Annotated in this window: 13 protein-coding genes and 1 riboswitch; all 13 genes read left to right on the top strand. The window is 45.9% G+C overall.

What is annotated here, in order from left to right; translation table 11 throughout:
- Positions 1-5: 5 nt before the first annotated feature.
- Entirely contained in the window at positions 6-137 is a 132-nt protein-coding gene (locus WMO37_RS06030; protein WP_349154567.1) for a hypothetical protein, read from the top strand.
- Positions 138-375: 238 nt separating this feature from the next.
- Positions 376-574: riboswitch (cobalamin riboswitch) on the top strand.
- A 118-nt stretch (positions 575-692) separates the two neighbouring features.
- Positions 693-1,880, top strand: a complete 1,188-nt coding sequence (locus WMO37_RS06035) for an ABC transporter substrate-binding protein (protein ID WP_227090202.1) — start codon at positions 693-695, stop codon at positions 1,878-1,880.
- An 87-nt stretch (positions 1,881-1,967) separates the two neighbouring features.
- Positions 1,968-2,981: a FecCD family ABC transporter permease gene (locus tag WMO37_RS06040; protein WP_349154568.1), complete on the top strand. Its 1,014-nt coding sequence runs from the start codon at positions 1,968-1,970 to the stop codon at positions 2,979-2,981.
- Between the two features lie 12 nt (positions 2,982-2,993).
- Entirely contained in the window at positions 2,994-4,133 is a 1,140-nt protein-coding gene (locus tag WMO37_RS06045) for an ABC transporter ATP-binding protein (RefSeq protein ID WP_349154569.1), read from the top strand.
- Between the two features lie 30 nt (positions 4,134-4,163).
- Positions 4,164-4,796, top strand: a complete 633-nt coding sequence (locus WMO37_RS06050) for a precorrin-8X methylmutase (RefSeq protein WP_349154570.1) — start codon at positions 4,164-4,166, stop codon at positions 4,794-4,796.
- The gene (gene cbiD / locus WMO37_RS06055; protein ID WP_436970268.1) at positions 4,790-6,022 is read left to right on the top strand and encodes a cobalt-precorrin-5B (C(1))-methyltransferase CbiD; all 1,233 of its coding nucleotides are present in this window, start codon (positions 4,790-4,792) and stop codon (positions 6,020-6,022) included. Before WMO37_RS06050 ends, cbiD begins: the two co-directional genes overlap by 7 nt.
- Before the next feature lie 38 nt (positions 6,023-6,060).
- The gene (gene cobM / locus WMO37_RS06060) at positions 6,061-6,807 is read left to right on the top strand and encodes a precorrin-4 C(11)-methyltransferase (protein ID WP_349154572.1); all 747 of its coding nucleotides are present in this window, start codon (positions 6,061-6,063) and stop codon (positions 6,805-6,807) included.
- Positions 6,804-7,922, top strand: a complete 1,119-nt coding sequence (locus tag WMO37_RS06065) for a cobalt-precorrin 5A hydrolase (RefSeq protein ID WP_349154573.1) — start codon at positions 6,804-6,806, stop codon at positions 7,920-7,922. The genes cobM and WMO37_RS06065 overlap by 4 nt, the downstream gene beginning before the upstream one ends.
- A gap of 1 nt (position 7,923) precedes the next feature.
- Entirely contained in the window at positions 7,924-8,643 is a 720-nt protein-coding gene (gene cobJ / locus WMO37_RS06070; RefSeq protein WP_022431544.1) for a precorrin-3B C(17)-methyltransferase, read from the top strand.
- A complete protein-coding gene (gene cobK, locus WMO37_RS06075; RefSeq protein WP_349154574.1) occupies positions 8,640-9,434 on the top strand; it encodes a precorrin-6A reductase in 795 nt (264 codons plus the stop codon). The genes cobJ and cobK overlap by 4 nt, the downstream gene beginning before the upstream one ends.
- Positions 9,435-9,482: 48 nt before the next feature.
- Positions 9,483-10,673, top strand: a complete 1,191-nt coding sequence (cbiE, locus tag WMO37_RS06080; protein ID WP_349154575.1) for a precorrin-6y C5,15-methyltransferase (decarboxylating) subunit CbiE — start codon at positions 9,483-9,485, stop codon at positions 10,671-10,673.
- The gene (locus tag WMO37_RS06085; RefSeq protein WP_349154576.1) at positions 10,670-13,225 is read left to right on the top strand and encodes a cobyrinic acid a,c-diamide synthase CobB; all 2,556 of its coding nucleotides are present in this window, start codon (positions 10,670-10,672) and stop codon (positions 13,223-13,225) included. The genes cbiE and WMO37_RS06085 overlap by 4 nt, the downstream gene beginning before the upstream one ends.
- The gene (locus WMO37_RS06090; protein ID WP_349154577.1) at positions 13,219-13,794 is read left to right on the top strand and encodes a bifunctional adenosylcobinamide kinase/adenosylcobinamide-phosphate guanylyltransferase; all 576 of its coding nucleotides are present in this window, start codon (positions 13,219-13,221) and stop codon (positions 13,792-13,794) included. Before WMO37_RS06085 ends, WMO37_RS06090 begins: the two co-directional genes overlap by 7 nt.
- The last annotated feature ends 47 nt before the right edge of the window (positions 13,795-13,841 follow it).

Genomic DNA, 13,841 nt, shown 5'->3' on the forward strand with positions numbered 1-13,841 from the left:
TAGACGTGAGTATATATGAATACGATGAAGAAGGACATATGAAAGTCGTCCGTGAGGAAGGCTTTCAGGAGGGACAGGCATCGGTGCTGTTACCAATGATAATAAAAAAGTCAAAAAGGGCAAGTCAGCAGAGCTAATAGCCTCCGGACTTGAAGAAGAAGTCTCTGTAATACAGCCGCTTTACGATGCAGTAGCAGCGGCGGCGCCGGAATATGATATGGAAAAAATCCGGCAGACCCTGTATGGAACATTTTGAATTGCAAATGAAATTACAAATGAAATTTCTTGCAATTCTATCAATTCTATGGAATAATAAACTCTGGATAAAATCCAGATGATAACGAAATAATCACTGTAAACGAAATGAAACTGTGCAGAAAACAGATTTGTGAAAACGCGCAGGCTTACATTTCAGGGAATCAAGTGAAATTCTTGAACAGTTCCGCTGCTGTGTACAGGGAGGCGGTATCCATAATGCCACTGGAGGAGGCTACTTTTAGCTGACCGAATCCGGGAAGGCGGGTATTGCTGTTAATCTGTGAGTCAGAAGACCGGTTTACAGGCAGAGTTAAAATAGTCGTTGCGAGAACAACAGACTATTGATTTTTATGCAGACAGACAGGTCTGCTCCTTTTCTGCGATCATATCGGAATCATCAAAACACTTCATGAAAAAGAAAAGGAGAAAACAAAATGAAGAAAAAAAGATTTCTTGCACTCATGCTTGTGTTTACGCTGCTTGCGGCAACGTTTACAATGGGCGGCTGCGGAACCGGTAACACGACAAGCCAGACGAATAGCGAAAGCAGCTATGACGGACAGCTTGTATTTGACCATGCAATGGAATTACAGTATGCAAAGCTGTTTTCTGTAGAGTATTACAAGGGCGGTTATAAGCTGCTGACTATTACCAACAGAGATGAAGATACTGCGATTGTGGCAAAGCAGTCTAAGATTTTGCTCGTTCCGGAAGGAATGTCCACGCCATCAGGATTAGATGCGGATACACTGGTATTAAAGACACCGGTTACAAATCTGCTCGTATCTTCAACACCGGTAACATCCCTGATGAATGCAAGCAACTGTCTTTCTAATATCAGCCAGGTAACTTATGATAAGGATTCATGGTACATTGACGGCGTAAAGAAAGCATTTGATGACGGAAAGCTTACTTACGTAGGCGACTACAAAGCACCGGATTATGAAACAATTATTGCAGGCGCACCTACACTTGCTATATATTCAACCATGCTAACCGGCAAACCGGATGTAGCAGAAAAATTAAAGGAACTGGGGATTAATTACATTTTAGACCAGTCTACCTATGAAGAAAATCCGCTCGGACGTGTAGAATGGGCAAAATTCTATGCGGCACTCTGCAATGAAGAAGATGCTGCCACAACCATGTATAATACACAGGCGGCTTATGTAGATACACTTTCAAAGGCTGAAAAGACCGGAAAATCCGTTGCGGTATTCTATATTACTTCAAAGGGCAAGCTCTATGTCAGAAATGCAGGAGATTACCTTACACAGATGGTCAATATGGCAGGTGGAGAGTACATTTTCTCTGACTTAAATACAGATAAGACCGGTACACAGGAAATGAATATCGAAAGCTTTTATGAAAAAGCGAAAGATGCAGACTATGTGATTTATATCTGGAGTTTAGGCGGAAAGCCGTCTACACTCAGTGATTTTACAGGTTATAACAGTGTGCTTTCAGATATGAAGGCTGTTAAGGACGGAAATGTATGGTGTACAACACCGGATTTCTTCCAGATTGCAGATACAATCGGAAGCATGATTAACGACATCAACTTAATGCTGAATGCTGATGCGAATACAACAGAACTTACATATTTAAAGAAGTTACAGTAAAACAGAAAATCTGTCTGTAAAAAAGTGCCACATCATTTTAATTTGGTGTGGCACTTTTGCGGATAGAGCAACTGGAATGGAGAAAAAATGCAGATAAAAAAAATAATCCGCTGTCAGGTTGTATACATTTTACTTGTGGTTTTATTTGTACTGGCAGTGATTTTTAATATCAATACAGGAAATGTTCATATATCTCCGGCACGAATTTTTCGCATTATTTTTCTGCATGGTGATATGGGAACACCGGAATACAATATTATCTGGAAAATCCGTCTGCCGCGTCTGTGTATGGCGGCAATTTTAGGCGGGGCATTGTCGTTGTCCGGATTTTTATTGCAGACATTTTTCAGAAATCCGATTGCAGGACCGTTTGTGCTTGGTATTTCGTCCGGTGCAAAGATGTTTGTTGCAATCACGATGATTTTTCTGCTGAAATATATGTCCGGTATGCCGTTGTGGGCGCAGGTTGCGGCCGCATTTGTCGGTTCGCTTCTTGCCATGCTTTATGTCCTGCTTTTTGCAAACCGCGTGAAAAGTATGTCTATGCTTTTAGTCGTGGGAATTATGATTAGCTATATTTGTTCGGCAATTACGGATTTGTGTATTACATTTGCAAATGATTCGGATATCGCCAATCTGACACATTGGGCAATGGGCAGTTTTTCGGGCAGTTCATGGAGCACCGTAAAGCTTGCGGCGGCAGTGGTATTTCCGACGGCAGTTGTCACCTTTTTATTTTCAAAGCCGATTAGCGCGTATCTGCTGGGAGAGGGCTATGCACAGAGCATGGGGATTCGTATCCGTTTTTTCAGGGTCTGTATCATTTTGCTGTCCAGTCTTTTGTCAGCCTGCGTAACGGCACTTGCGGGACCGATTTCCTTTGTCGGCATTGCCGTTCCGCATATTACAAGACTGTCTTTAAAAACGACAAAGCCGGTGGTTACGATTCCTGCAATCTTTTTGTGCGGCGCCGTATTCTGTATGTTCTGTGATTTGATTGCAAGAACAATCTTTTCGCCGTCAGAACTGGCAATCGGAACGGTTACGGCAGTGTTTGGCGCACCGGTCGTTATCTGGCTGATGGTGAAGCGGCAGAAGTAAAAGGAGAAAAGCATGGAACAGGTATATATAGAAACACAGGATTTAAGTGTGGGCTATCATGGGAAGGCACTGTTAAAAGACATTGCACTCAAGGTCAAAAAAGGAGAAATTCTTGTACTGATTGGACCAAACGGTGCGGGAAAGTCCACGATTTTAAAAAATATTATCCGGGAAATGCAGCCGATATCCGGCGGTATTTATATTAAAGGAAAGAATGTGAAGGATTTCACAAGCAAACAATACGCAAAAACGATGTCTGTTGTACTGACGGAGAAAATCAAGACGGAAATGATGACATGCCGTGATGTCGTTGCAATGGGACGGTATCCGTATACGAATTATTTCGGAAAGCTGACGAAAGAAGACGAACAAATCGTGACAGAATCGCTGGAAAAGGTGTCCGCCATGGACATTGCGGAAAAAGATTTTTCACAGATTAGTGATGGACAGCGCCAGCGGATTATGCTTGCGAGGGCGGTCTGTCAGAAGCCGGAAATTATTGTACTGGACGAGCCGACATCATTTCTGGATATCCGTCACAAAATAGAATTGCTCGACATTTTGCTGGAAATGGCAGTCAAGGATAAGGTGACGGTCATTGTGTCACTGCATGAAATTGAACTGGCGGCAAAAATCGCAGATTATGTGATGTGTGTTGGCGGAAACGGAACGATTGAATTCGGAAGACCGGAGCAGATTTTTACGGACAGCCGTATCAGCACTCTTTACGGATTACAGCAGGGGACGTATAATTGTTTGTATGGCAGTACGGAATTAAAAAAGCCCGAAGGCACACCGCGTATTTTTGTTGCGGGCGGCGCGGGAACAGGCATTTTTACATACCGCGAATTACAGCGTATGGGATTGGCGTTTACTGCCGGCATTTTATATGAAAATGACTGCGACTACCCGGTCGCACAGGCACTGGCGGCACAGGTGATTACGGAAAAAATGTTTGAGCCGGTCGGGGAAGAAGCATTTACGGCGGCGTGCCGTGCGATTGATGAAGCAGATATTGTGATTGATACAGGGTGTCCGACAGGACAGATGAATGAAAGAGTAAAAGAACTGCCGGAGTATGCAAAGGCACACAAAAAACAGGTGCTTTTCTGTCCTGACAGTGAAACGTTAAGAAATTGTCTTTTGCAGTAAAATCAATGCTGGATAAGGAGAGGTGCAGGCATGAAACCAATGGAAATTGAGAAACAATCCTTTGCAATCATCGAAAAGGAACTGACGACACAGATACCGCCGCAGTATAAGCCGATTGTCAAAAGAGTGATTCATACAACTGCGGATTTTTCGTATGAAACGAATATGGTATTTTCCGAGGGCGTTGTAGACAAGGCGCTGGAAGCCATTCAAAAAGGAACGGACATTGTGACGGACACCAATATGGCAGGCGCGGGTATCAGCCATAAAATGGCGGAGCGGTTTGGCATTTCACTGCACTGCTATATGGCAGATGAAGCGGTGGCAAAGGAAGCGGCGGCGCGTGAAATTACCCGCGCGGCAGTCAGCGTGGAAAAAGCGGCAAAGCAGAATCCGGGCTGTATTATGGTAGTCGGCAATGCGCCGACGGCACTGATGAAAATACGGGAACTTTCAGATAAGGGCATATTTACACCGTCACTGGTTATCGGCGTGCCGGTGGGTTTTGTAAATGTCGTTGAAGCAAAGGAAGAAATCATAGACAGCACGTTGCCCTATATTGTGGCAAGAGGAAGAAAAGGCGGCAGTAATGTGGCGGCGGCGATTGTAAATGCCCTGTTTTACATGGCGGCAGAGGACGATAAAGAATGGCGCAGATGTTAGAACGGTATGTGTATAAAAATCAGAAAAAAATGCGGTGCGGTTATACAACAGGCACATGTGCGGCTGCCGCGGCAAAAGCGGCGGCACAGATGCTTTTATCCGGCAGGAAAGTGACGGAAGTTTCCGTAAGAACGCCGTCAGACATTACGCTGACACTGCCGGTCTGTGAGATTCAGATGAAGGCACATGCCGTATCCTGTGCCGTGCAGAAAGACAGCGGCGATGACCCGGATATTACCAACAAAATCCTGATATTTGCCGAGGTTTCCTATATTCATAATAATAGTAATATGAATAAAAGCATGGACATGACTGTAAAAAAATGCGATACAGAATCAGAGCGGTCTGATACAGCCGCAGTAAAACCGCAGATAATCGTTGACGGCGGTGTGGGTATCGGGCGGATTACAAAAAAGGGGCTTGCACGTCCGGTCGGGGCGGCGGCGATTAATCCGGTGCCGCTAAAGATGATTGAGGCGGCATTAAAGGAAACGGCAGAAGCATTTGGCTATGAGGGCGGATTGCAGGCGGTGATTTCTGCGCCGCAGGGGGTGGAAATCGCAAAAAAAACATTTAACCCGCAGCTTGGTATTACAGGCGGCATATCTATTCTTGGAACAAGCGGCATTGTAGAGCCGATGAGTGAGCAGGCGCTGATTGACACAATCCGTACAGAGATGAAAATGCACCTGGCAGACGGGGAACAGACTCTTTTGATAACACCGGGTAATTATGGACAGGATTTTTTACATGAAACATTAAAAATTGAATTAAAAAGAAGTATTAAATGCAGTAATTTTATCGGGGATACGATTGATATGGGCTGTGAACTTGGGGCAAAAGGAATGCTTTTTGTCGGTCATATCGGAAAACTGGTCAAGCTGGGCGCGGGCATTATGAATACCCATTCCAAAATGGCGGACGGCCGCATGGAAATACTGGCAGCGTGTGCCGTTCGGGCAGGCGCGGGTATTGAAACAGTGCGCAATATTTTAGACTGTGTGACGACCGATGCTGCACTGGAGCTTTTAAAAAATGAAAAGATACTCGGAAAGACAATGGAACAGCTTATGTTACGGATTGATGCCTGCCTGCAAAAAAGAGGCGGTGACAATATGCAGATAGGTGCAGTTGTTTTTTCTAATGAATACGGACTGCTTGGAAAAACAGAACAGGCAGACGAACTGCTTTTAAAAATCACGGCAGATGTAAGCAGTGAAAAATAAGGATTCTGCATGGCAGATAGGAAACGAGGAATAAATATATGGTTAAAATTATCGGAGCGGGACCGGGGGCAAAAGACCTGATTACGGTGCGCGGCATGCGTGCATTACAGGAAGCCGATGTCATTATCTATGCAGGCTCACTGGTCAATGAAGAATTATTGGAATATGCAAAAAAAGAATGTGAAATTTATAACAGTGCTTATATGAATCTGGACGAAGTCATTGATGTGATTGTAAAGGCAGAGCAGGAAGGGAAAAAGGTTGTCCGTCTGCACACGGGCGATCCGTCAATTTACGGTGCAATCCGCGAACAGATTGAAGTGCTTGCCACACACGGAATCCGGTGTGAAATCTGTCCGGGCGTCAGCAGCTTTTTAGCGGCGGCGGCGGCGCTAAATTGTGAATATACCGTACCGGAAGTATCCCAGACGGTCATTCTTACGAGAATGGAAGGAAGAACACCGGTGCCGGAAAAAGAAAAGCTTTCGCTTTTGGCACAGCACGGCGCTTCCATGGCTGTTTTTTTAAGTGCGGGACATTTAAAAGAATTGCAGGAACAGTTGTGTGAGGGAGCGTATACACCGGATACGCCGTGTGCGATTGTATACAAGGCAAGCTGGGCAGAACAGCAATGTATAAAAACAACGATAAAGGAACTTGAACAAAAAGCACGGGAAGCGGGGATTACAAAGACTGCACTGGTGCTAGTCGGTGACTTTTTAGGGGAACAATATGCTTTTTCCAAGCTGTATGACCCGGAATTCCAGACGGAGTACCGCAAATGAGAACAATCATCATTGCATTTACACAGCCGGGCTTACAGCTTGCAAAAAAAGCGGCACAAAACACAGAAGGAACGGTAGAAATCTACGGACATGAGCGATGTATGGATACCGGGGATAGTGTTGACAGGGCGGGCAGTACTGACAGCGCAGATAGAGCGGACAGTTCAGACGGCACAATTCATTCCTTTTATTCGGTCGGCGAAGTGATAAAGGAGCAGTTTTATCAGTGTGACAGGATTTTATTTATCGGGGCGGCGGCGATTGCCGTGCGTGTGATAGCACCTTATTTGAAAAGCAAGACGACAGACCCGGCGGTGCTGGTGGCAGATGAGGACGGAAAATTTCTGATTTCACTGCTTTCAGGGCATATCGGCGGGGCAAATGAGTGGTGCAGTACATTGGCAGAACGGCTTGGCGCGGCACCGGTCATTACAACGGCAACCGATACACGCGGTATGTTTGCGGTGGATTTATTTGCAGGAAAACACAGGCTGCGCATTGTAAATCCTGTAATGATTCAGGACATTTCGGGGCGCATTTTAAATCATGAACCGGTTGGAATGACAGGAAATGATGAATATATAGACCTGTTAGAACAGGCGGAAAAGCAGTATCCGGGGCAGATACAGGTTACTAAAAATGAAAACGGAGAATTTGAAAGCGGAATCCAGATTATAACAGAGGTGCATGAAAAAGAAGTATTTTTACGGACTATAAAACTGGTGCCGATGAATCTGGCAGTCGGAATCGGCTGTAAAAAAGGAAAAAGTTTAAAAGAGATTGCGCAGGCGGTTTATACGACATTTGCGCAGAATCACCTGCTGACAGAGCGAATCGGTGTGATTGCATCTATCGACAGAAAGGCGCAGGAACAAGGAATTATCGATTTTGCAAAACAGATGAAAGTGCCGTACCGGACGTATGCGGCACAGGAATTAGAACAGCAGGCGGGTACATTTACGGCATCGTCTTTTGTAAAGGGGCAGATGGGTGTGGATAATGTCTGCGAGCGGAGTGCCTGTGCGGCTTCCGGGGGCGGAGAAAAAATAGTGGCAAAAACCGCCTGTGACGGCATCACGGTCGCGGTTTATAAAATAAAAAGAAATGAGGAGTAAGATGCTTAAAATAGTAGGATTTGGAAGCGGTTCAAAGGAAAATATGACACTGGAAGCAGTCAGGGCAATACAGGATTCGGAACTGGTGGTGGGATTTCGGACTTATGTGGAATTATTAAAACAGTATTTTCCGGATAAACAGTATTATTCAACCAATATGATGCAGGAGCGGGAACGCTGTCAGTATGCCATCGACAGGGCAAAAGAGGGAAAAGAAACGGTGCTGGTGTGCAGTGGGGACAGCGGTGTATACGGCATGGCGAGTCTGGTTTATGAACTGGCAGAAGAATCCGTGCAGATTCAGGTAATATCCGGTGTGACGGCGGCAAACAGCGGTGCGGCATGTCTTGGCGCGCCGTTATCCCACGACTTTGCGGTGATTAGTTTAAGTGACTGCATGACACCGTGGGAACTCATTGAAAAGCGCCTTCTGGCGGCGGCAGAAGCAGACTTGGTTATCTGCCTGTACAATCCGTCAAGCCGCCGCAGGGCAGGCTATTTAAAGAAGGCCTGTGAAATTGTAGAAAAAGCACAGTCACCGGATACGGTCTGCGGTTATGTAAAAAATATCGGACGGGACGGACAGGAAACGGGCGTTCTTTCTTTAAAAGAATTGGCAGAATTTGAAGCAGATATGTTTACGACTGTCTATATCGGAAACAGCCGGACAAAGGTGATTGGCGGGAAAATGGTAACACCGAGAGGGTATCAGGTACGATGAGCATGAAAAAAATTGTCCTGTTTGCCGGAACGACCGAGGGACACCGGCTCTGTGAATGTTTTGTGCAGAATAAATGGCAGGCAGAGGTTTTTGTGGCAACAGAATACGGCAGGGAAATTCTTCCGCAGGCACCGAATCTTCATATTCATGCCGGACGGCTGGACATGAAGCAGATTTACAGTCAGCTTACGCAGATTCGCCCGGTGTGTGTGCTTGATGCAACACATCCATATGCAGATGAGGTGACAAAAAATATCAAAGAAGCCTGTCAGACAGCAGGAGTTCCCTATATGCGGATACTGCGGGAAAATACGGATATGACGGAAAATGTAACCGGCAGTGCAAAGGCGCATATCCGCGTGGCAGACAGTATGCGTGAAGCGGTGGATTTGTTAAATGACAAGCCGTATCTTGAAAAGAATATTCTGCTGACAACAGGAAGCAAGCATTTACCGGATTACACAAAGATACAGGATTATCAGAACCGTGCCTATTTAAGACTGCTTCCCAGTCCTGAAATGCTTCAGAAGGCGGTTGATACGGGATTTCTGCCGGCACATTTAATTGCAATGCAGGGACCGTTTTCACAGGAATTAAATGTTGCATTGATAAAACAGTCAGGTATCGGCGTACTTGTCACAAAGCAATCCGGCAAAAGCGGCGGGTTTGAAGAAAAAATATCTGCCGCAGAACAGACAGGAACGGATGTTATCGTGATTAAAAGACCAAAGCAGGAAGACGGGAAAAATCTGTCCGAGGCAGAAGCGGAACTAAAAAAATTAATGACATAAGTGTGTAAATGAATTTTGCCGCTTATAGATGTGATAATGGAGAAGAACATGAAACAGGTAACAATAGCCGGAATGGGGCCGGGCAGTGCAGGCTGCATGACACAGGAGGTCTGCCGGGCAGTAAAACAGGCAGACGTTTTAATCGGTTCAGAACGCCTGATTGCGCCGTATACAGATCAAAGAACGGTTAAAGCGGTGACGGCGGCAGAGATTCTGCGGGCAGTTGAAAATGAAGACGGGGAGCATTTTACGGTGCTGATGTCGGGAGATACCGGATTTTACAGTGGGACGAAAAAACTGGTTGAGCAGTTAAACGGAAAATATGCGTACCGGATTCTGCCGGGCATTTCCTCTGTAATATATTTTGCGGCAAAAATCGGTGTGGCATGGGAGCAGGCGCAGTTTGTCAGCCTGCATGGAAAGAAACAGCCGTATCTTCCGGTGATTATGCAAAATGAGTACACTTTTTTTCTGACACAGGGAAATACCGCGGAAATCTGCACCCGCATTGCAGAGACAGGCTTGGGAAATGTCCATGTCTGGATTGGTGAAAATCTTTCTTATCAGAATGAAAAAATTATGCACGGAAGTGCAAAAGAATTAACGGCATATCAGGCGGCAGGGCTGTCGGTTATGGCAGTACATAACCCGAAGCCGGGAGCATTTACAGGAACCGGACTGCCGGACGACTGCTTTATCCGCGGCAGTGTGCCGATGACAAAGCGGGAAATCCGCGCAAGCGTGGTGAGCCGCATAGCACCTGCAAAGAACGCCTGTATTTATGATATCGGTGCAGGAACCGGCTCTGTCACCGTGGAACTTGCAATGCAGGCTTTATACGGGTGCGTTTATGCAGTTGAAAGGACAGAAGAAGGGTGCAGTCTGATTGCGCAGAATGCGCATAAATTCGGACTGGATAACATACAGGTGGTGCATGGCAGTGCCGCCGGTGTACTGGAAGAACTGCCTGCGCCGGACGCGGTATTTGTCGGCGGAAGCGGCGGAGAACTTGAAGACATTTTTAAAATCATTTTAAAGAAGAATCCGCATGTACGCATTGTAATAACGGCAGTTACATTAGAAACGGTACAGGAAGCGGTACGGCTGTTGGAGCAGAACGGATTTGATACGCCACAGATTGTACAGATTGCTGTGACGGAAGTTAAAAAAAGGGGACAGTATCATATGCTGTCTGCCAATAATCCTGTATTTATAATAGAAGGGAGCAGTGTCAGATGAGCCGGATAATGATTGCGGGAACCGGAAGCGGGAGTGGAAAGACAACGATTGTCTGCGGATTATGCCGGTGCATAAAAGATTTAGGACGGACACCGTCTGCCTTAAAATGCGGTCCGGATTATATAGATGCGATGTTTCATTCGCGTGTGTTAAAAATGCGTACCGGCAATTTAGACAGCTGGTTTTGTGATAAAACAACGATTCGCACACTGCTTGCAAAGAAAGAAAAAAGCAGTGACATCGCAGTGATTGAAGGTGTTATGGGCTATTATGACGGCGCGGGTTTCAGTACAAAGGGGAGTTCTTTTGAAATTGCGCAGATAACGGATACACCGGTGATTTTAATTGTAAACTGCCGTGGTATCAGCAATTCTGTCGGGGCAGTGTTAAAGGGATTTACGACATTTCAGGAAAATTCGCAGATACGCGGAGTTATCTTTAATCAGATGTCGGAAAAACTCTATCCGCAGGCAAAAAAAGCGGCACAGGAACTGGGACTGATTCCGCTGGGCTTTCTGCCGTATAAAAAGGGTGGAGCATTGGAAAGCCGTCATCTGGGGCTGGTTACAGCAGATGAAGTCGTGCATTTTAAAGAAAAAATCGACACGATAGCCGCGCAGATGGAAAAAAGCCTTGATTTAGAGGGAATCCTTGCGCTGGCAGAAACCGCAGTGCCGCTGAAAGAAAACGAAGATATCAGAGAAGCAGAGGAAAAGGAAAAAGAGCCGGTAACGGCATTGGACAAGCCGGAAAGCACGGGTTTACAGGATACGGCAGGAAATAAACTCCGCATAGCTGTGGCAAAAGACGCCGCTTTCTGCTTTTTATATGAAGATAATTTAGAGTATCTGCGGGCAAACGGGTGTGAATTGGTGTTTTTTAGTCCGCTGTCCGATAAAAAACTACCGGAGAAAATAGACGGATTACTGCTTTATGGCGGATATCCTGAATTACATACAAAAGCTTTGTCCGAAAATGAAACACTGAAAAGTGAAATTAAAGAGCAGATACTGGGCGGACTGCCGTGTATTGCGGAATGTGGCGGATTTTTATATCTGCATGAAACACTGGAAACACCGGAAAAAGAACGTTTTCCGATGTGCGGCGTGATTGCGGGAAACGGATTTGGGACAGGAAAGCTCTGCCGCTTTGGCTATATGACACTCACGGCGCAAAAGGACACAATGCTTGCGGCAAAGGGCGAAACGATTCGCGCGCATGAATTTCACTACTGGAACAGTGATAATATCGGTGCGGATTATGAGATTACAAAGGCTTCGGATAACACTGCGGAATCCGGCGGTTATGGAACGGATACGCTTTATGCGGGATTCCCGCACATTTATTTTTACGGAAATGAAGCGGCGGCAAAGCGTTTTTTAAAAGCCTGCGAGATGTATCATGAAAATAACATAAAAGATGTTCATGCCATATCTTATGGCATGGAAGAAAAAAACGATATTTATAGAATTTTCCCGGAACTGGCAGAGGCAGGCGGACTGGATAAAAATGCCGTTAAACAGGCGCAGAAGCATTGGAACAGCATTGCCAAGCCGCTGTACGGACTTGGAAAAATGGAGCAGCTCATTACACAGATTGCAGGGATACAAAACACACCCAATGTAGCGATTGACAAGCGTGCGGTGATTGTCATGTGCGCGGATAACGGCATTGTGGAAGAAGGGGTCACACAGACCGGGCAGGAAGTGACGGCAGTGGTAAGCTGTAACATGGCAGACGGCATTTCAAGCGTCTGTAAAATGGCGGATTATGCCTATGCAGAAGTGATTCCGGTAAATATCGGCATTGCCGCAGACTGCCTGCCGGACGGAACAGATGTCAATTCCTATCCGGGACTTTTAAACCGCCGGATTATGGCGGGAACAAAAAATTTCTTAAAAGAGCCTGCGATGTCAGAGGAGCAGCTCACACAGGCAGTTTACACAGGAATGAACGTGGTAAAATCGTGCAAAGAGCAGGGATACCAATTACTTGCAACCGGCGAAATGGGTATCGGAAATACGACCACAAGCACAGCACTTGCCTGTATTTTACTGGATTTAAACCCGCAGGAAGTCACGGGACGCGGTGCGGGGCTGGACAATGCGGGATTGAAAAGAAAGACAGAAGTCATTGCAGAGGCACAACACTTGTATACAAAATACAAAGAAAATCCGCTCTGTCTGTTACAGCAAATCGGCGGGCTGGACATTGCAGGTCTTGTCGGTGTCTTTCTGGGCGGTGCGGTTTACCGGATACCGGTGATTGTTGACGGTGTTATATCGGCGGTTGCCGCGCTGATTGCCGTGTCTGTTTTTCCGGCGGCACGGGATTTTATCATTGCATCTCATCAGGGAAAAGAACCGGCGATGAAAGCATTGTTAAAAGCCCTTGAAAAAGAAGCCGTTCTCTTTGCGGAGCTTGCATTGGGCGAGGGAACAGGCGCGGTCATGCTGTTTCCGCTGTTAGATATGGCAATGCGCGTATACCGGGAAAACACGACATTTGAAGATATACAGATTGAAGCTTATGAGGATTATAAAAAATGTTAATTTTAATTACAGGTACCAGTGGGAGCGGCAAATCCGAATATGCGGAAAAAATCTGCTGTGAACTTGCGGGCAGTGCAAAAAAATATTATATTGCAACCATGCAGCCCTACGGTGCAGAGGGCGCACAAAGAATCCGCCGTCATCATGCACTGCGGCAGGGAAAAGGCTTTGAAACGATAGAACAGTACCAAAATGTCAGCAAGGCATTTGATAAAGTGCAGACAGAAGCTGTGTCACACGCAGCGCAAAATGAGAAGCCGGTGGTACTGTTAGAATGTCTTTCAAATCTTATGGCAAATGAATGTTTTGAAGAGGGCGGAACACCCGATGCTGTATTTTCAGACTGTATACAGCTTTACAGACAGTGCCGTCATCTTGTGATTGTAACGAATGAAATTTTTTCAGACGGCTGTCTGTACGACAATACGACAACGGATTATATCACACGGCTGGGACGGTTAAATACACAGCTTGTGCAGGAAGCCGACTGTGTGGCAGAGGTGGTCTATTCGATTCCTGTATATTGGAAAGGGGCGTATGAGCTGATTCAGGAGAATTTGCCGCTGTAAAAATAGCACTGCTGTCAGGCAAAATATTTAAAGGGGCAGAAAAAGCG

It is taken from the genome of Lachnospira intestinalis, assembly GCF_040095895.1.
In the GTDB taxonomy this organism is placed as follows: domain Bacteria; phylum Bacillota; class Clostridia; order Lachnospirales; family Lachnospiraceae; genus Lachnospira; species Lachnospira intestinalis.

What these genes read in the sequence shown, in the direction of transcription:
- WMO37_RS06035 (WP_227090202.1), top strand. Translation starts at nt 693, where the DNA reads ATGAAGAAAAAAAGATTTCTTGCACTCATGCTTGTGTTTACGCTGCTT.
- WMO37_RS06040 (WP_349154568.1), top strand. Translation starts at nt 1,968, where the DNA reads ATGCAGATAAAAAAAATAATCCGCTGTCAGGTTGTATACATTTTACTT.
- WMO37_RS06045 (WP_349154569.1), top strand. Translation starts at nt 2,994, where the DNA reads ATGGAACAGGTATATATAGAAACACAGGATTTAAGTGTGGGCTATCAT.
- WMO37_RS06050 (WP_349154570.1), top strand. Translation starts at nt 4,164, where the DNA reads ATGAAACCAATGGAAATTGAGAAACAATCCTTTGCAATCATCGAAAAG.
- cbiD (WP_436970268.1), top strand. Translation starts at nt 4,790, where the DNA reads ATGTTAGAACGGTATGTGTATAAAAATCAGAAAAAAATGCGGTGCGGT.
- cobM (WP_349154572.1), top strand. Translation starts at nt 6,061, where the DNA reads ATGGTTAAAATTATCGGAGCGGGACCGGGGGCAAAAGACCTGATTACG.
- WMO37_RS06065 (WP_349154573.1), top strand. Translation starts at nt 6,804, where the DNA reads ATGAGAACAATCATCATTGCATTTACACAGCCGGGCTTACAGCTTGCA.
- cobJ (WP_022431544.1), top strand. Translation starts at nt 7,924, where the DNA reads ATGCTTAAAATAGTAGGATTTGGAAGCGGTTCAAAGGAAAATATGACA.
- cobK (WP_349154574.1), top strand. Translation starts at nt 8,640, where the DNA reads ATGAGCATGAAAAAAATTGTCCTGTTTGCCGGAACGACCGAGGGACAC.
- cbiE (WP_349154575.1), top strand. Translation starts at nt 9,483, where the DNA reads ATGAAACAGGTAACAATAGCCGGAATGGGGCCGGGCAGTGCAGGCTGC.
- WMO37_RS06085 (WP_349154576.1), top strand. Translation starts at nt 10,670, where the DNA reads ATGAGCCGGATAATGATTGCGGGAACCGGAAGCGGGAGTGGAAAGACA.
- WMO37_RS06090 (WP_349154577.1), top strand. Translation starts at nt 13,219, where the DNA reads ATGTTAATTTTAATTACAGGTACCAGTGGGAGCGGCAAATCCGAATAT.